The organism is Halorubrum aquaticum (assembly GCF_900113615.1).
In the GTDB taxonomy this organism is placed as follows: domain Archaea; phylum Halobacteriota; class Halobacteria; order Halobacteriales; family Haloferacaceae; genus Halorubrum; species Halorubrum aquaticum.
In genome coordinates this window covers 1-16628 of record NZ_FOPZ01000015.1, presented here as the reverse complement: position 1 = coordinate 16628, position 16628 = coordinate 1, and the positions used below count along the sequence as shown (strand labels likewise).

17 protein-coding genes are annotated in these 16628 nt (G+C 70.1%); 6 read left to right on the top strand and 11 right to left on the bottom strand.

Annotation, left to right across the window (positions count from 1 at the left end; all coding sequences use genetic code 11):
• Positions 1-168 precede the first annotated feature (168 nt).
• Positions 169-1002, top strand: a complete 834-nt coding sequence (locus tag F3H10_RS11935; RefSeq protein WP_149784997.1) for an HpcH/HpaI aldolase family protein — start codon at positions 169-171, stop codon at positions 1000-1002.
• Positions 1003-1318: 316 nt separating this feature from the next.
• Here F3H10_RS11935 and F3H10_RS11930 read toward each other — a convergent pair whose 3' ends face one another.
• From F3H10_RS11930 to F3H10_RS11915, 4 genes are all read right to left on the bottom strand, one after another.
• Positions 1319-1876: a DUF1684 domain-containing protein gene (locus tag F3H10_RS11930; RefSeq protein WP_149784996.1), complete on the bottom strand. Its 558-nt coding sequence runs from the start codon at positions 1874-1876 to the stop codon at positions 1319-1321.
• A gap of 73 nt (positions 1877-1949) precedes the next feature.
• Complete coding sequence (locus F3H10_RS11925; RefSeq protein ID WP_149784995.1) at positions 1950-2654, bottom strand: helix-turn-helix domain-containing protein; 705 nt, start codon at positions 2652-2654, stop codon at positions 1950-1952.
• Positions 2655-2732: 78 nt separating this feature from the next.
• On the bottom strand, positions 2733-3014 hold the full coding sequence (locus tag F3H10_RS11920) for a DUF7521 family protein (protein ID WP_149784994.1): 282 nt from the start codon (positions 3012-3014) through the stop codon (positions 2733-2735).
• Positions 3011-3394, bottom strand: a complete 384-nt coding sequence (locus F3H10_RS11915) for an ArsR/SmtB family transcription factor (RefSeq protein ID WP_149784993.1) — start codon at positions 3392-3394, stop codon at positions 3011-3013. Before F3H10_RS11915 ends, F3H10_RS11920 begins: the two co-directional genes overlap by 4 nt.
• A gap of 81 nt (positions 3395-3475) precedes the next feature.
• On the opposite strand from F3H10_RS11915, the gene F3H10_RS11910 reads away from it, so the two are divergent.
• Entirely contained in the window at positions 3476-3778 is a 303-nt protein-coding gene (locus tag F3H10_RS11910) for a DUF7853 family protein (protein ID WP_149784992.1), read from the top strand.
• Positions 3779-3817: 39 nt separating this feature from the next.
• Here F3H10_RS11910 and F3H10_RS11905 read toward each other — a convergent pair whose 3' ends face one another.
• The 4 genes from F3H10_RS11905 to F3H10_RS11890 form a co-directional block, all read right to left on the bottom strand.
• Positions 3818-6001 carry a (Fe-S)-binding protein gene (locus tag F3H10_RS11905; RefSeq protein WP_149784991.1) on the bottom strand — a complete coding sequence of 728 codons (2184 nt, stop codon included), beginning with the start codon at positions 5999-6001 and terminating at the stop codon, positions 3818-3820.
• A gap of 127 nt (positions 6002-6128) precedes the next feature.
• Positions 6129-6842: an energy-coupling factor transporter transmembrane component T family protein gene (locus F3H10_RS11900; protein WP_149784990.1), complete on the bottom strand. Its 714-nt coding sequence runs from the start codon at positions 6840-6842 to the stop codon at positions 6129-6131.
• Positions 6839-7630 (bottom strand): energy-coupling factor ABC transporter ATP-binding protein, encoded by a 792-nt coding sequence (locus tag F3H10_RS11895; protein ID WP_149784989.1) that lies wholly within the window; start codon positions 7628-7630, stop codon positions 6839-6841. The genes F3H10_RS11900 and F3H10_RS11895 overlap by 4 nt, the downstream gene beginning before the upstream one ends.
• A gap of 3 nt (positions 7631-7633) precedes the next feature.
• Positions 7634-8215 carry a biotin transporter BioY gene (locus F3H10_RS11890; protein WP_149784988.1) on the bottom strand — a complete coding sequence of 194 codons (582 nt, stop codon included), beginning with the start codon at positions 8213-8215 and terminating at the stop codon, positions 7634-7636.
• A 152-nt stretch (positions 8216-8367) separates the two neighbouring features.
• Here F3H10_RS11890 and F3H10_RS11885 point away from each other — a divergent pair, with 152 nt between their 5' ends.
• From F3H10_RS11885 to F3H10_RS11875, 3 genes are all read left to right on the top strand, one after another.
• On the top strand, positions 8368-9045 hold the full coding sequence (locus F3H10_RS11885; protein WP_149784987.1) for a hypothetical protein: 678 nt from the start codon (positions 8368-8370) through the stop codon (positions 9043-9045).
• A gap of 482 nt (positions 9046-9527) precedes the next feature.
• The gene (locus F3H10_RS11880) at positions 9528-10187 is read left to right on the top strand and encodes a CRISPR-associated protein Cas4 (protein ID WP_188127933.1); all 660 of its coding nucleotides are present in this window, start codon (positions 9528-9530) and stop codon (positions 10185-10187) included.
• 279 nt (positions 10188-10466) lie between these two features.
• Positions 10467-12029, top strand: coding sequence for a 2-isopropylmalate synthase (locus F3H10_RS11875; RefSeq protein ID WP_188127932.1), 1563 nt, complete (start codon positions 10467-10469; stop codon positions 12027-12029).
• Between the two features lie 50 nt (positions 12030-12079).
• Here F3H10_RS11875 and F3H10_RS11870 read toward each other — a convergent pair whose 3' ends face one another.
• On the bottom strand, positions 12080-13258 hold the full coding sequence (locus F3H10_RS11870) for a CBS domain-containing protein (RefSeq protein ID WP_149784984.1): 1179 nt from the start codon (positions 13256-13258) through the stop codon (positions 12080-12082).
• 92 nt (positions 13259-13350) lie between these two features.
• Complete coding sequence (locus F3H10_RS11865; protein ID WP_149784983.1) at positions 13351-14691, bottom strand: aminotransferase family protein; 1341 nt, start codon at positions 14689-14691, stop codon at positions 13351-13353.
• A 66-nt stretch (positions 14692-14757) separates the two neighbouring features.
• Here F3H10_RS11865 and F3H10_RS11860 point away from each other — a divergent pair, with 66 nt between their 5' ends.
• Positions 14758-15180 carry a cupin domain-containing protein gene (locus tag F3H10_RS11860; protein ID WP_149784982.1) on the top strand — a complete coding sequence of 141 codons (423 nt, stop codon included), beginning with the start codon at positions 14758-14760 and terminating at the stop codon, positions 15178-15180.
• A gap of 73 nt (positions 15181-15253) precedes the next feature.
• Here the strand turns inward: F3H10_RS11860 and F3H10_RS11855 are convergent, their stop codons facing one another.
• Positions 15254-16057, bottom strand: a complete 804-nt coding sequence (locus F3H10_RS11855) for a M14 family metallopeptidase (protein ID WP_149784981.1) — start codon at positions 16055-16057, stop codon at positions 15254-15256.
• Positions 16058-16628: the final 571 nt, after the last annotated feature.

Genomic DNA, 16628 nt, shown 5'->3' with positions numbered 1-16628 from the left:
CGGCTCGCCGTCGTCGTCATACCGACGACCTTCGACGACGCCGGCTCGCGTTTTTCGCGTGCTTTCGCGCCGTGAGCGCCGGGTGCGTTCGGGCGGCGGAGCGTCTCCGAACCCCCCGACGATGGCCGCCGCACCGGCGCTTTTGTACTCCGTTCACGAACGTGGCGTATGGACCTGAAACGCAAGCTCGCGGAGGGCGACCGTCCGGTCGGCGGCTGGTGTGCGCTGCCCTCGCCGGGCGCCGCGGAGGCGCTGGCGACGGCCGATTTCGACTTCGTGACCATCGACACCGAACACTCGCCGGCCACGACGGAGTCAGTCGAGAACATGCTCCGGGCGGTCGAGGCGGCTCCCGGCGACACGGAGGCGCTGGTGCGCGTCGCCGACGTGGAGCCCGCCCGGATCAAGCGCGTGCTCGACGCGGGCCCGTCGGCTATCATGGCACCGCAGATCAACTCGCCGGCGGCCGCGCGCGAGCTGGTCGAGGCGTGTCGGTATCCGCCACAGGTCGCGAGCGGGAGCGGGGATGAGGAAGCCTCGGCCGAGTCGTCGAACCGCGTCGATTCCGACGGCTATCGGGGCCAGCGCGGCGTCGCCGGGAGCCGGGCGTCCGACTTCGGGCGACGGCTCGACGAATACCTTCGGACCGGTGCCGACGACGTCGCGGTGATCGCCCAGATCGAGACGCCGCGGGCGGTCGAGTCGGCCGGCGAGATCGCGGCGGTTCCCGGGATCGACGCGCTGTTCGTCGGCCCGGCCGACCTCTCGGCGTCGCTCGGGCGGTTCGGCGAGTACGACGACCCCGAGTTCACGGACGCGATCGGGGAGACGATCGCCGCCGCGAACGACGAGGGGGTGCCGGTCGGGACGTTAGCGACGAGCGACGAACTGGTCGACCGGTGGGTCGAGGCGGGCTACGACTACCTGATCGCGGGAACGGACACCGGGTTCCTGTCGGCGGGGGCCGACCGCGCGATCGAGCGGTACGAAGGACAGTTGTAGGGTTCGATCCGAGAGGATTCCCGGGAGCGGTTCGTCTCGGCCGTCGGAAGCGATCCGATCTCCCGGATCCCCCTCCCGATCTCGAGTCGTCGGGCGCGATGGACCGCACCCGTACCACGCCACGCGCATCGTAACCACACCCTACACACCGCAACTACACCCCGCACACCGCGACCGCCTCGCACCTCACGCCTCCCCAGCCTCGGCCTCGGTGACCCGCCGGAGTCACCGGCGGGTCCCCTCGGCCTCCCTCGCGCGGGCTCCTCTCGGCCTTCGGCCGCTCGGAGGCGCGCGCCGGGGTTCGGGAGCGCTCCGGCTACTCCGATTCGGCGAACGCGGGTGCCCGCTCGCCGGCGGGGACCACGGTCTCCAGCCAGTTCTCCTCGGGCGGGAGCGGGCACGCGAACGTCTCGCTGTACGCACAGAAGGGGCTGTACGCGAGGTTGAAGTCGACGACGACGGCGTCGCCGTCCTCGAGTTCGTCGTCCGGCTCCAGCTCCATGTACCGCCCCTGGTGGTACGTCTGCTGGCCGGTGGTCTTGTCGCGGAACGGGACGAAGATCGCCCCGTCGTCGCCCTCCTGACGATAGCCGGCGAGCTCGTGTTCCTCGCCGTCGATCTCGAAGGAGAACGTCACGATCCGCAGGTAGCGGACCGGGTTGCTCGCGGTCGTCTCCATCTCCACGGGCTCGGGCTCCTCGTGGACGGTCACGGTCGCCTCGACGCGGTAGTCCGGGTCGGGCGGGAAGTACTCGAGCCCGTCGAACCCCTCGCGGTGTTCCGGCGGGATCGGCGACTGCGGGTGTTCGGCGAAGAACTCGTCCTTCTCCTCACGGTTGGCGGCGAGCCGCTCCGCGTATCCTCGGTCGCTCATGGCCGGATCGAGACGGGCCAGGGGTTTCAGGGCCGCGGTTGCCAAGCGTTCTCCGCGACGGCGTCACCCCGCCTCAAAGCTCCCGGAGGTCCGCCAGACACGCCTCGAGGTCGCGCGTGGAGGTCGCGAGGGAGAAGCCGTCCACGCGGGCGAGGTCGCCGGCGTGCTCCCAGAGGTCGTCGGCGTCGATCCCGTGGAGCACGACCGCGTTCGGGGTCGGGCTGACGACGCGCATCGCGACGAGCGGCGATTCCCCGCGAGTGACCCGCGTGAACACCAACGCGCGGTTCGTCGACTGGCCGTACAGCCGGTAGAACTCCTCGCTCGACAGGCGAGTGATCGCCTGGATGGAGTCGATCACGGTGTGGCCGTTGACGTGGTCGCGGTCGCCGCGGACGACCTCCGTCGCCCCCATCGCCTCGTAGAAGTCCTCCAGCGGGACGGCGGTCGCGTACTCCCGGAGGTCGTGGACGATGTCGCTCTCGAACCCGGCCGAGAGGACGCGGGCGTACTGCCGGAGGCGACCGCCGCCGCGTCGCTCGTCGATGTCGAGGAGTCCTTCCACGGTCCGGCGGACCACGCCGATCCCGGGGCTCTCGCGGCGGCCGCTCTCGTAGTCGGAGACCACGGAGGAGGACACGCCGAGCTGGTCGGCGAGCTCCGTCTGTGAGACGTCGAAGTCGGTCCGCCACTTCCGGAGCGTCGCTCCCGGGTCGTCACTGAGCGCGATCTCGCCGGCGATCCGGCGGGAGAGCTCCTCGCGTGCGGCCTCGCTCATTCGTCCGATCCCACGCGTGAGCCCCGCAAAAGGCTACCGTTCGTCGGCGAATCCGTCGAGGACTCGCGAACCGGACGGTCACTCCAGATACAGGGAGTAGACGATCACCGCGAATCCGACGGCCGTCAGCAGGCTGTCGATCGCGATCCCCACCGCGAGGTCCGCGCCGATGATCTGGTGGGAGACGCCGCCGACCAACGCGCCGACGGTGACCACGCCGAACCCGATCCCGAGCGCTCGAAGCGACGGGTCGCCGGTGCGCTCGAACGCCCGGAGCGCGTAGTAGGTGATCGAGCCACCCAACACGAGGATGGCGGTCTTTGCCACGATTATCGTCAGGTCGATGTATGCTGCTGTCATGTTTCCTCACGAAGCTCCGACCACAGGTCCGCCAGCCGCTCGTCGCGCGTCGGCTCGGGACGCTCGAACTCGACGGCCAGCTCGCGCCCGTCCGCCTCGTCGATCGAGACGACGACCTCCTCGAACGCGACGTTGTACCGCGTCGTGTGCTGGCCGTCGCGCCGGATGTCGGTCGACTCGTTCAACAGGGACGCGTCGGTGAGCTTCTCCAGTTTTCGGTACGTCGTCGAGAGCGGGACGTCGCACTCCTCGGAGAGTTCACTCGCCGTCTTCGGCTCCGAGAGCGCCGCGACGATCCGCCGGGCGGCCTCGTCGGACAGCGCGTCGAGCACCTCGGCGACGTCCGGGGAAGTCTCCTCGCGCGACGGATCCCGCACCATACCCGCGCTTTCGTGCGGCGACTCTTAAACCATGGAACTCGGGCATACTTTTAAGACCCTCCCTCTGGAGAACCCAGGTGAATGCCCCCTCGGAGAACCGACGCGATCGACCTGACGCTCTCCCGCGAGGAGGCGTGGGTCGCGCACGCGGCGCTGCTCGACGCCTGTGAGCGCGTCGTCGACGCCGGCGGAGACGCCTCCCCGTACCGCCGCCCGCTCGCCCGCATCGAACGCGGGGACGAACTCGACGCGGAGGGAACGACGCTGCTCCGGGACGCCCTCGTCGACTACCTCGGCGACGCGCCCGTCCGCGACCGAGCCCCCGGTCGGGCGCTGCTTCGCCGGACCGACGACGCCGTCGAGTCGACTCCCCGCCGCGTCTGAGTTCCGTTTCTTCCCGCAGGACCCGCCTCGTTCGGCCCGTCAGGAACCCGCCTCCACCGCCTCGATCAGGAGCTCCGCCACGTCGACGACCTCGACGTCCTCCTCGAACCCGCCCGTCTTCCGCCCGTCCTCGAACATGGTCGTACACATCGGACAGGCGACGACGAACTTCTCCACGGCGTCGCCCGCGTCGGTGTCCTCAACCGCCTCACGGAGCCGCTCCTCGCTCGGTTTCACCTCCTCCTCGTGTTCCGTCCAGAGCCCGCCGCCGCCGCCGCCACAGCAGAACGAGTCCGACCGGGACCGGGGCATCTCGTACAGCTCCGCGCCGGTCGCGCGGATCAGCTCGCGCGGTGCCTCGTACTCGTCGTTGTACCGCCCGAGGTGGCAGGGGTCGTGGTAGGTAACGGTGTAGTCGAGCTCGTCGCCGGACAGCCCCAGACGACCCGCCGCGACCAGCTCCTCGACGACCTGCGTCCAGTGGAGCACGTCGATCGCTCCCTCGGGGTTCCACGGCTCCTCGCGGTCGAACGGCATCATCGGGTCGTCGGCGAACTCCGCGAAGTCGACCTCGGGGTACTCGTTTCTCATCGTGTTGTACGAGTGCGGGTCCGTACAGACGATCGAGTCGAACTCGCAGTCGGCGAACGTCTCGACGTGGTGGCCGGCGAGTTCGAGGTAGAGGAACTCCTCGCCGATCCGGCGGACGTCGTTGCCGTCGTTCTTCTCGTCGTCGAAGAGGATGCCGAACGACACGTCCGCCTCCTCGAACAGCCGGGCGAGCGCGCGGGCGACCTTCCTGTTTCGGTCGTCGAAGCTCGGGTAGTCGCCCACGTACCAGAGGTACTCCACCTCGGTCTCCCGGGCGTCCTCGACATCGAACCCGAGGTCATCGGTCCAGTCGCCCCGGCTCGATTGCGACTCCCCGAAGGTGTTCCCCTTCTGCATGACGTCTTGAAACACGTCCTGGAGGTTGGAGTCGACCGCGCCCTCGTCGACGAGCTGGCGGTTCATGCGCGTGAACGAGGTGAGGTGCTCGATGTCGACTGGACAGGCGTCCATACACGCCATACAGGACATACACGACTCCATCGACTCGCTCGCGATCACGCCGCCCTCGTCGGCGACGATGGGAACCGTGCCGCCGTCGCCGGCGGCGGCGCTCGCCACGCCGCCGTCGGCGACCGCCTCGTTTTCGCGTCTCCCGGCGACCGGGTCGTCGACCACGGACTCGCGGTACGCTTTCAGGTCCAATATCACGTCGCGGGGATCGAGGTTCCGCCCGACCGTGTCGGCCGGACAGGCGTCGGTACAGCGCCCGCACTTGGTACAGGCGTCGCCGTCCATCAGCTCCTTCCAGGTGAAGTCCTCGAGGGACTCGGCGTTGGTGTGGTCGAGGTCGGCGGGGACGTTCGGGAGCCGCGCGCCCGCCTGCTCGTCGCGGACGACGACGTTCGCGAACGAGGAGATCATGTGGAACGGCTTCGCGTAGGGGATCCACGCGACGAACGCGAACGCGAGGAGCGAGTGGCTCCACCAGACGACCCCGTAGACCGCCTCCGCGCCCGCGGTCGTCAGTCCCGCCGCCTCGAACCCGGCCGCCATCGCCATGCCGACGAAGCTCACCGTCTCGTCCGCGCGCGCCGGCTGGCCGACGATGCCGATCGCCTGGAGGACGAAGCCGCCGACGCCGAGCAGGAGGAGCGTCCAGACGAACGCGTCGTCCTCGAGCGAGGTGTGTTTGCCCCACAGCCGCCCGTCGCGCTCGCGGTAGCGTCGGAACATCGCCATGCCGACGCCGACGACGAACAGCAGGCCGAACGCGTCGACGGCGAACTGGTAGACTAAATAGAACTCGCCGACCCAGAAGGACTCGCCGGCGAGCGGGCGGTAGACGTCGATGTCGAACCCGAGGATCGTCGTGGCGACGAGTAAGACGAGAAAGCCCCAGAGCACGAACGTGTGCATCACGCCCGCGTACAGGTCCCCGTCGAACTGGTTCTCGTTCGAGAGGACGGTTCGCGTCGCCGAGACGACGCGGCCGGGGAGATCGGAGAGGCGGTCACGCGGGTCCTCGCGCCCTCTCGCGTACGCCGCGAACCGGGCGTACACCCCGTACAGGAACGCGAGGATCGCCACCGCGGCGAGCCAGTAGAACGCGGCCTTCCCGACTGGACCGATCGTCCAGAACGTCTCGCGGGTGGCCGTCTGCAGCGCGGTCATGATCTATCACGAGCATACGGTCGGGTTAAAACTTGCCACGCGGGGGCCCAGGCGGAGCAACCGTCCGGGGTCGGATCGTCGGCGACGGCAGTCGGATCGTCGGCGGCGACGGTCGGATCGTCGTCGGTCAGACCGTCGTCGCTACCGCGGTCGCGAGCAACCCGGCTCCGAGCGCGAGCACGGGGTAGTCGGCCCGGCGGAACGCCAGCCGCGGGAGCGTCGGGTTCCACGCGAAACACCGCGCGGCCAGCGCGGTCCCCAGCCGGTCGGCCCGGCCGAACGCCCGGTTCGTCCCGGCGACCGCGATCAGCCGCATCCGCTCGTGGACGGGGAGCCGGTCGCCACCGCGGACGTGGACCGCCTCCCGCGCGGCCAGCAGGTCGCGCCGGAGGAGCGGGAGGAAGCGGAACACGAGCGCCACGCCGACCCCGAGAAACGCGCCGATTCGGCCCGGGACCGTGTGGTGGATCGCCGCCCGCGAGTCGCGAACGGGGGTCGACCGCACGTAGGCCGCGGCGACGACGAGCAGGAGCAGGACCCGGTAGCTCGCGAGCGCCGCCGTTTCGGCTCGCGCGACCCGGAACCACGGAGTCCCGAGCGTCGCGCCGGCGACGAGGGGAGCGGCGAGAAGCACCGGCAGCGCGAACCGGTACCCCCACAGGTCGACCGGGTCGCCGTCGGCGGCCCACAGACTGCCGCCGGCCAGAAGCGTGAGGACTGCCAGTCCGCGTGGGGTCGTGTGGGCGTAGGCGGCCGCGGCGAACCCGATCTGGACGAGCAGCTTCGTTCGCGGGTCGAGGCGGTGGGCGAGCGAATCACCCGGGACGTACTCGAGGGTCACGGCTCGTCCGACCTCCCGGCGTGGTCGTCGCCGGCGGCGTCGAATCCCGCCGGCACCCGCACGCCGATGTCCGACAGCGTCGGGACGGCTTCCGACGGCGGCCCGTCGACGACGATCCGGCCGTCGTCGAGGCCGACGACCCGGTCCGCGAACCCGACCACGTCGCGGAGGTCGTGGGTGACGACGACGACGCCGGTCCCCCCCGCGTGGCGTTCGCGAAGGCGGGTGAGGACCGACTCGCGGGCCGGCTCGTCGAGCCCGGTGAACGGCTCGTCGCACACGAGGTGGTCGGGCTCCATCGCGAGCGCGCCCGCGATCGCGACGCGCTGGCGCTCACCGCCCGACAGCGTCGTGATCCGGTCGTCCCCGCGTCCGGCCATGTCCACCGCGTCGAGCGCGGCCTCCACCCGGCGGTCGATCTCCTCGCGGGGCAGCCCGAGGTTCTCCGGGCCGAAGGCCACGTCGCCGCCGACGGTCGCGGACACCAGCTGGTCGCGGGGGTCCTGAAAGGTCATCCCGACCGCGGCGCGGGCGGCGACGAGGTCCTCGCTCACGGGGGTCCCGTTCACCGAGACGGTCCCCGAGTCCGGCCGCACGAGCCCGTTGAACGTGCGGACGAGCGTCGTCTTCCCGGAGCCGTTCGCGCCGGCGACGACGAGGAACTCGCCGTCGGGGACCGAGAGCGTCACGTCGTCGACGGCGAGGACCGAGTCATCGATCGCGTCTCCGTCGTCCTCACCGCGATCGTGAGCGCCGTACCGACACGTGACGTCCTCAAGGGTGATCACGGTTCAGGCGGCCGCGATCGCGTCGGACCGCACGATCCCGACCGCGGCGGCGATCTTCAGCGCCTCGGCGGGGAGGAACGCGACGGCCCCGACCGCGACCGCCTCGACGGGCCCGAGCGAGAGGACGAGGGCGAGTCCGGCGACCCCGAGCGCGTAGATGACGACGGTTCCGAGGACCATCGCGGCGACCAGCGTCGCGAGCCCGGCGGCGTCGGGGTCACGGAGGGTGGCCCCGCGATGGACGACCGCGCCGACGACGCCCGCGGCCAGCGGGTACGACCAGAGGTACCCCGCGGACTGCCCGACGAGGACGCCGACGCCCGCGGAGCCGCCCTCGAAAACCGGTGCGCCGAGCGCACCTGCCGCGAGGTAGAGGACGAGCGCGGCCGGCCCCCAGACCGGCCCGAGGTAGATACCCGCGAGAAAGACGCCGAGCACCTGGAGCGTCACGGAGACGGGCGAGATCGGGTTCGGAAACGTGACGTACGCGAACGCGCCGACGAGCGCGGCGAAGAGCGCCGCGCGCGCGAGATTGGTCGCGGCTTCGTCGCCGACGAGATCGACGGACTCGGTTCGAGTCGACATGCCCGCCGGTCTCTCGTAAACCTATTTTATCGTATTGGTTTACCGACATCGGAGCCTCCGGATCGCGAATTCGAGGACGACTCGCACGGAACGCAGGGAACGCTCGGCCCGCCGACACCCTTTTTCGCCCGCGCCGCCTCCGTTCAGGGAGCATGGACGAGAAGACCGAGGAACTCCGGGACATCTTCGTCGACGCCACCGGCTCGGACACCGTGACCGACCGACAGGAGGAGTCGCCCGGGAGCCTCGTCGACCGCGACGACGACGCGGTCGAAGCACGCGTCGCGGAACTCGTCGCGACGATGCGCGAGCGGTACGACTTCGACGCCGGAAGCGGTGACGGTGATGCGGATGGTGACGCTCCCGACGTCGAACTCACCGACGCCGAGTACGAACGCGTCGTTTTCGGCTTCTTCGATGACGAGGACGACGCGGCGATCGCCGACGCTCTCGGCGGGTCCGACTCGGGGCCTGACGCCCGGACGGAGCGTGACGCCCGGACGGTCCGCGACGCCCGCCTCGACCTCCACCTCGTCGCCGATGCCGACCGGGACGCCCCCTTCGAGTACGCGGCGCTGAAACGGCTGCTCGCGGCCGATCGGTCGGTCGAGGCGATCGCGGCGAAGCTCGACGCCGACGCCGGGACGGTTCGCGAGTTCGTCCCCGTCGCCCGCGCCGACCTCGCGTCCACGCGCGTGAACGACCGCTTCCGCGACGAGTTCCGCGCGCTCCTCACCGACGCCGACATCGAGGACGCCCACGCCGCGACCGCCCGCGATGACGGCCTGCGCGAGGCGACCGAGGACATCGAGACCGACGTGTCGCTGTAGGTCGTGGTTCGGATCCGACCTCTCGTGTCGTGTTCGATACGTTGACTGGACAGCATGCTGAGGACCGTTCCGAAGCCCAGCCGCGAGGCGCTACGTCGTTGCTGTCGCGGTGAACACCGCCAAAGCCCCAGTCGCGAGGACTCGCGTGACTCGCTGTGGCCCTCGTCGCTCGTTTCACTCGCTCCTGCGGTCCTTGCGTCGTCAGGCTTCGCCCTCGCGACTGCCCCTTTGAGTCCCACCCCGAACCGCACAGCCCCGCGCCTCACGCCTCCCCAGCCTCGTCGCCGGCGGCAGAGCCGCCGGCTGCCAGAGGCGCGGAGCGCCTCGCTGCCGCTCCCTTCGGTCGCGGCGTCCCTCGCGGGCTCCTCGCGCCCTCCGGGCGCTCGGAGGCACGCCACCGCGATCCTCAAGGGTGTATGAACCCCGCCCCCCGGATCCGCCCAGACCGATTCCTTATATTCCATACCGCGGCGATCCTCCCCGTGACCCCCTTCAGCGACCTCGCGGCCGCGGCGTACTGCCCACGCCAACTCTACTATCGTCGCCGCGAGGACGACCGGAGCCTCCCCGCCGAGGTCCGCGACCGGATCGAATTGGCGTATCGGTATCCCGAACTCGTCGACGCTCCCGATTCGGTCCTCCGTCGGCTCCCGATCCGGCGCGAGCCGGCCGCCTACCGGCGCAACCTCTCGCGGCTCCGCGAGCGCGACCTGTACGACCGGCTCGTCGACCCGGCCGAAACCCGGGCGTTCCTCTCGGGGCGGGAGTGTCACGGCGTCGTCCACAAGCTGCTCGCGGGCGTCGACGGCGGACCGCCGATGCCGGTGGTCTGTTCGCCGGGCGAGCCGCCGGATCGCGGCGTCTGGGGACCGCAGTCGGTCCGGGCGGTCGCGGCCGCCAAGGCGCTCGCGTGGGAATGGGAACAACCCGTTCGGCGGGCGCTCCTCGAGTACCCCGCCGTCGGCGTCGTCCGGGAGGTCCGGCTCACGACCCGTCGGAAGGCGGCCTACCGCCGGGCGCTCCGGGCGGTTCGGGCGATCGACGGGCCGCCGGCCCGCGTCGACGACGACCGATGCACGTCCTGTGACTACCGGGAACGGTGTGGAACCCGCCGCCGCTCGCTGCGCTCGCTTCTGGGGTGAACGGTGACGGATCGTCGGCCTCGGTCCGGTTTGACCGACGATCGGTCGGCGAGTTCGGACGCGAACCGTCTGATTTATTACCCTGAGGACCGTCCGCACGGGTACGAATGACACGAGACACTCGTGGTCGTTCGGAGGATAGAGCAAGTCGCCTCACGGCGGCTGGCCGTGAAATTCGCCGACAGTAACGCCCACTCCGACGCTAGCCCCGACGCTCGAACTCTCGTTTCCGACGGCGGAACCGACCGAACGACACCGACACGGACCACGGAGACCCTTTTGAACCCGAACCCACTCACCGACCTCGAGGAGGTACAGCTGCTGGACACGACGCTGCGCGACGGCGAGCAGATGCCCGGCGTCTCGCTCACGCCCGCGGACAAAGTCGACGTCGCCCGCGAGCTCGACGCCGCGGGCGTCCACGTGATCGAGGCCGGCTCGGCGTGTACCTCCGAGGGCGAACGCGAGGGGATCCGCCGCGTCGCCCGCGAGGGGCTCGACGCCACGGTCACCAGCTTCGCGCGCGGCGTCCGGTCCGACATCGACCGCGCGCTCGACTGCGACGTCGACGGCGTCAACCTCGTCGTGCCCGCCTCGGACAAACACGTCGAGACGAAGGTGGGTTCGAGCCGCGAGGAGGTCGTCGACACCACCGTCGAGCTGGTCGAGTACGCCAAGGAGCACGACCTCTGGGTCGAGGTGCTCGGCGAGGACGGCTCGCGGGCCGACCTCGACTATCTCGAGCGGCTCATGGGTGCCGGCCTCGACGCGGGCGCGGACCGCGTCTGCTACTGTGACACCGTCGGCGCGGCCGGCCCGGAGCGAACCGCCGAGGTCGCCTCCCGACTCGCCGAGCTCGGTCCGACGAGCCTCCACACCCACGACGACCTCGGCTTCGGGCTGGCGAACGTCCACGCCGGGCTGAAGGCGGGCGCGGACACGGTCCACGGCACCGTCCTCGGCGTCGGCGAGCGCGCCGGCAACGTGGCCTTAGAGGAGGTCGCGATCGCGCTCAACCGCTGTTACGACGTGGACACCGTCGACGTCGAGCGGCTCTACCGGCTCTGCCGGCGCGTCTCGGAGGTGACCGGCGTCGCGATCCCGCCCAACAAGGCGGTGTGCGGCGCGAACGCGTTCGCCCACGAGTCCGGCATCCACACCGACGGCACGCTGAAGGACGGGACGATGTACGAGCCGTACCCGCCCGAGACGGTCGGCCGCGAACGACGGCTCGTGTTGGGCAAACACGCCGGGCGCGCGGGCGTCGCGGCCGCGCTCGCCGACCACGACGTCGACGTCGACGAGGACGAGCTCCGCGAGGTCGTCTCCCGGGTCAAGGAGCTCGGCGACCGCGGGAAGCGGGTGACCGACGCGGACCTACTGGCGATCACCGAGGACGTCCAGGGCCGCGAGCGCGACCGCCAGGTCGAACTCGTCGACCTCTCCGCGACCTCCGGCGGCAACCTGCCGACCGCCTCGGTACGGCTCCGCGTCGGCGACGAGGAGCGGGTCGCCTCCGGCACCGGCTCCGGGCCGGTCGACGCCGGCCTCGAGGCGGTTCGCGCCGCGCTCGCCGACGAGAGCGGCGGCGTCGACGCCGTCTCCTTCGAGCTCGACTCCTACCACGTCGACGCGATCACCGGCGGCACCGACGCCGTCGTCACCGTGGCGGTCGACCTCTCGCGGGGCGACCGCTCCGTCTCGGTCTCGGCGTCCGACGCCGACATCACGCGCGCCAGCGTCGTCGCGATGGTCGACGCGCTCGACCGGCTCTCCGAGCTGGCGGACGACGACGAGAACGCGGACGCGGCAGCGACGCCGGCCGGCTCCGCGGACGACTGATCCGGTAGACTGCGGGCGGTTCCTCGACGTCTCAGAGGGTTCGACCCACCTCAAAGGATCCGACCGTCTTCCTCAGCGCGCCGGCCGGTGATCACGCTCGGGGTGCCGCCGGTCTGGATGATGTTGAACGCGGTCATCAGGTCGGACCGCGAGATGAGCCCGATCAGCTCGCCGTCCGCGTCGAGGACGGGGAGGCGACCCACGCCGTGTTCCTGCATCTCCTGGAGGGCGGTCATCGCGTCCGTGCCGGCGGTGACGGAGGCGATGTCCGTCTCCATCACGTCCTCGACGCGGTAGGCGTCGCGCTCGACCTCTCGAACCTCGCGGGCGTCCTCGAGGGTGACCATGCCGACGAGGTCCCCGCCGTCCATCACCGGATAGCCGGTGTGTCGCTCCTCGAACATCCGGCTCATCAACTCGGCGACGGAGGTGGTCTCGGTCACCGTGTGGAGCCGGTCGCGGGGCGTCATCACGTCCGCGACGGTGACGCCCTCGAAGACCGCCTTCAGCGTCGTCTGTTGGGCCTCCCCGGAGGCCGCGATGTAGATGAAGAAGGCGAGGACGATGAGGAGCAGCTGGAACGTCAACAGCCCGAAGACGCCCATCAGGAACGCGAACACCTTGCCGATGGCGGCCGCACGCTGGGTCGCCTGCGCGTGCGGCTGGTTGCGTGCGAGAAGCGCCCGGAGGACGCGCCCGCCGTCCATCGGGAACGCCGGAAGCATGTTGAAGCCGGCGAGGACGACGTTCAACACCGCGAGGTAGCTGAACACGAACAGCAGGGCGTTGGATCCCGCGGGCGCGAGCACGAAGACGCCGTAACAGACCGCGCCGACGCCGAGGCTGACTATCGGCCCCGCGACCGCGATCCAGAACTCGTGTTTCCAGTCCTCGGGGAACTCCGCGAAGTTCGCGAGCCCGCCGAGCAGCCACAGCGTGATCGACTCGATCTCGTAGCCGTACCGCATCGCGACGAGCGAGTGGCCGAACTCGTGAAGCAGGACGCCGGCGAACAGCCCGACCACGGCCGCCAGCCCGAGCAGCCACGGGGTGGTTCCGACCCCGACGGCCGCCGTGTCGATGCCGGCACCCAGCGTCTCGTTCATCACGCCGGCGATCGTCTCCACTTCCGATCCGATGAGATAGGCGAAAAGCGGCAACACGATCAGGAACGTCCAGTTGAGTCTGACCGGAATGCCGACGACGGTCCCGATCCGGAGTCCACGCATGCCCTCGTGTTGATCGGGCGGCCGTTTAACTGTTCACCGTGGGGAGTTCGCCCGCCGATCCCCCGCTCGGGTCGAAAACGGGTGACGGTCCGCTACTCGAACGTCTCCTCGATCGCCGCATCGAGCGCGTCGATGCCCCGTTCGAGCTCGTCACGGGTGGTACAGAGCGGCGGGGAGATGAGGACCTGTACGTCCGGCCGGCCGCTGCCGAAGATGACTCCCCGGTCGGCGGCCGCCTCCCGGACCGCGGCGACCGGGTTCTCCTCGTCTTCGTCCGCGTCGGCGGCCCACGGGTGAACGAAGGGTTCGCCGGTCTCGGGGTCGGCGAAGACGACGCTCCAGAGGAACCCCCGGCCGCGCACGGTCCGGACCGCGTCGTGTGCGTCCTCCAACTCCTTCAGGCGGGACTCGAGCACCGGCGTCAGCTCCCGGACGTCGTCGATGAGGTGTGACTCGTACTCGTCGATCGCGGCACGGCCGGCGGCGCAGGCCACCGGGTGTCCGGCGAACGTCTGTCCGAGGTCGTACCCCTCCTCGCGGACGGTCTCGCCGATCCAGTCGTCGGCGATCACGCCGGCAAGCGGGGCGTACGCGCTCGTGACGCCCTTCGCGAACGTGATCATGTCGGGTTCGACGTCCTCGGTGTCGATGCCGAACCAGTCGCCACAGCGGCCGAATCCGGTGATCACCTCGTCGGCGATCAACAACACGTCGTACTCGTCACAGATCTCACGGAGGCGTTCGAAGTAGCCCGGCGGCGCGGGATACCCGCCGCTCGACCCGCCGACCGGCTCCATCATGATCGCGGCCACGGAGTCGGCCCCCTCGTTCCGGATCACGAACTCCACGTGGTCGGCGGCCTGCTCCGCGAGGTCCTCCGGCGAGTCGGCGTCGAACGCCGTCGGCAGCGGCGGCAGGAACTTCCCCGACCCGGTCGTCGCGGCGTAGCGGCCGACGGTCGACCGCGTGCTCGGGTCCCCGGTGAGCGCGCCCGCGCCGGCGGTCCCGCCGTGGTAGGACTGCCACCGCGTCAGCACCTTCGGGGCGTCCTGGACCGTCCGCGCGATCTGGGCGGCCGACTCGTTCGCCTCGCTCCCCGAGATCGAGAAGTACACCTCCGAGAGCGACCCGGGCGCGATCTCGGCGAGGTCCGCCGCCAGCGCGTCACGGACGTCGTTACCCTTCGCCGAGGAGACGTAGGGGATCCGCTCCATCTGTGCGGTCATCGCGTCCGTTATCGCCTCGTTGCTGTGGCCCGCGTTCGTACAGTAGAGCTGTGAGACGAAATCGAGGTACGCGTTCCCCTCGTCGTCGTAGACCGTCGCGTCTTCCCCCTCGACGATGGTCATTCCCTCGCTCTTCGGGTCGTGCCAGTGCGGGATCGTCTCTCCGTCCGCTTCGCCGCGGTCGGCGTGAGGTACGTTCTCTTGCATATGTCCGTCACGATTCACCATACCACAATAAATCCATTTATGCCGGTCGGGGACGACGCGACCGGTATGAGCGAGGCGACTGACGACGAGGAAACGGCCGGTACCGCCGAACGAGCGACCGACGACGCGGAACCGGTCCTCAAACGTGCGAACGAGATCGCCTACGACCCGGTCGACGCGGCCGAGGGGCTCCGGAAGGGCGTCCTCCTCGACGAGTCGGACGGCGCGCCCAACTTCGCGATCCGGCGGTTCGAACTCGCCGCCGGCAGCGAGGTCCCCAGACACACGAACGCGGTCGAACACGAACAGCACGTCCTCGCGGGCGAGTACGTCGTCGGGGTCGGCGAGGAGGAGCACACCGTGGAGGCGGGCGACTCGCTTCTCATCCCGGCGGGCGTCGAACACTGGTACCGAAACGAGGGCGACTCGCCCGGCGCGTTCCTGTGTGCGGTGCCGAACGGCGACGACACGATCGAACTCGTGGAGTAGCGGTCCTCGGGAAAAGGAGATTCTCGGGGGGAGATTCTCGGGAGAGGGAGATGCCCGGAAGCGGACGACCGGACTACTCGAGTGCGCCGACGCGCTCGGCGACGTACCCGAACTGGTCGCGGTAGCCGTACGCCGACAACAACACGGGATAGAAGGGTTCCTCCGCGCGGAGCGGCTCGCCGTCGGCGGTCGCGAAGCGGTCGCCGGCCTCCACGCGCTCGAAGTTGTGCGCGAACACCTCGTACTCCTCGGCGGCCGGCTTGGGGATCCGGTCGCGGAGCCGGAAGACGGGCACGTCCTCTCGGCCGCCGGCGTCTATCACGTCGTCGGAGCCGGGCGCGGGCAGCGCGCCGGTCGCCGCGAGGAACGCGCGGGTGACCCAGTAGGCGTTGTCGGCGGCCGCCTCGCTCCCCTGGAGACCCGCCTCGATCTCGATGGTGTGCGGGTGTTCGATCAGCCGACCCTCGGTGAAGGCGTCGGTCTGGATGACGGCGTCGACCGGGAGGTGCGGCGCGACCGCGCGGGCGACCTCGTCCATCGAGTCGACGACCGCGAACGGTTCCGCGTACGACTGCGTCGAGTGGATCGCGAGGGTCGTACAGCCGACCAGCTCCGATCGGAGCCGGTAGGCGAGCCGCTCCTCGTGAGTCCCGGCGTCGGGATCGCCCGGGAACGACCGGTTGAGGTCGGCCTCCAGGTAGCGACTGCCATCCGCGAGCGCCTCCTCGTTCGCGACGATCAGCTTCACCGCGCGCTCGACGTCGGGCTCCTCGGCGACGAGCCGCTCGACCGCGCGGACTCCGCAGGGCTCGTCGCCGTGGATCGCCCCGACGACCGCGACTTCCGCCGGGCCCTCGCCCAGCTCGTAGACGTCCATGCCGGATCCACGGGGTCGGCGGGTAAGTCGCGTTCGGATCGGAATTCGGCCGCCTCGTCGGACTCGTTCCCTTCGGAGGGTACCCGTGTGAGACGGCGTTATATCTCGAGTGCTTATAGGACGGGTGTTTCGTAAGTGATCGAGGTGAGGAGAAGGGAGTCGTTGCTGGCGCGGTGAACACGTCCAAAGCCCCAGCCACGAGGCGCTCCGCGCCTCTGGCAGCCGGCGGCTCCGCCGCCGGCGACTGCCCCTTTGTGTCCCATCCCGCCCCGCACAGCCCCGCACCTCACACCTCCCCAGCCTCGCCGCTCACGCTTTTCAAGCGTTCGCGGCGTCCCTCGCGGGCTCCTCGCGCCCGTTCGGGCGCTCGGAGGCGCGCCACCGCCCCGGATTGATACCTCTCTCACCTGTATTGACCGCAACTGGATCGGGATCGATCCCCTCTCACAGAATTCAACGAGGCCGCCGGTCGATTCGGGCCCGCTCACTCGATCGGGTCGAAAACGAGCACGTCGGCCGCGCTCACGCCGCGCTCCTCGGTCCATCGGTAGTTGACCTCGAGGACGTACTT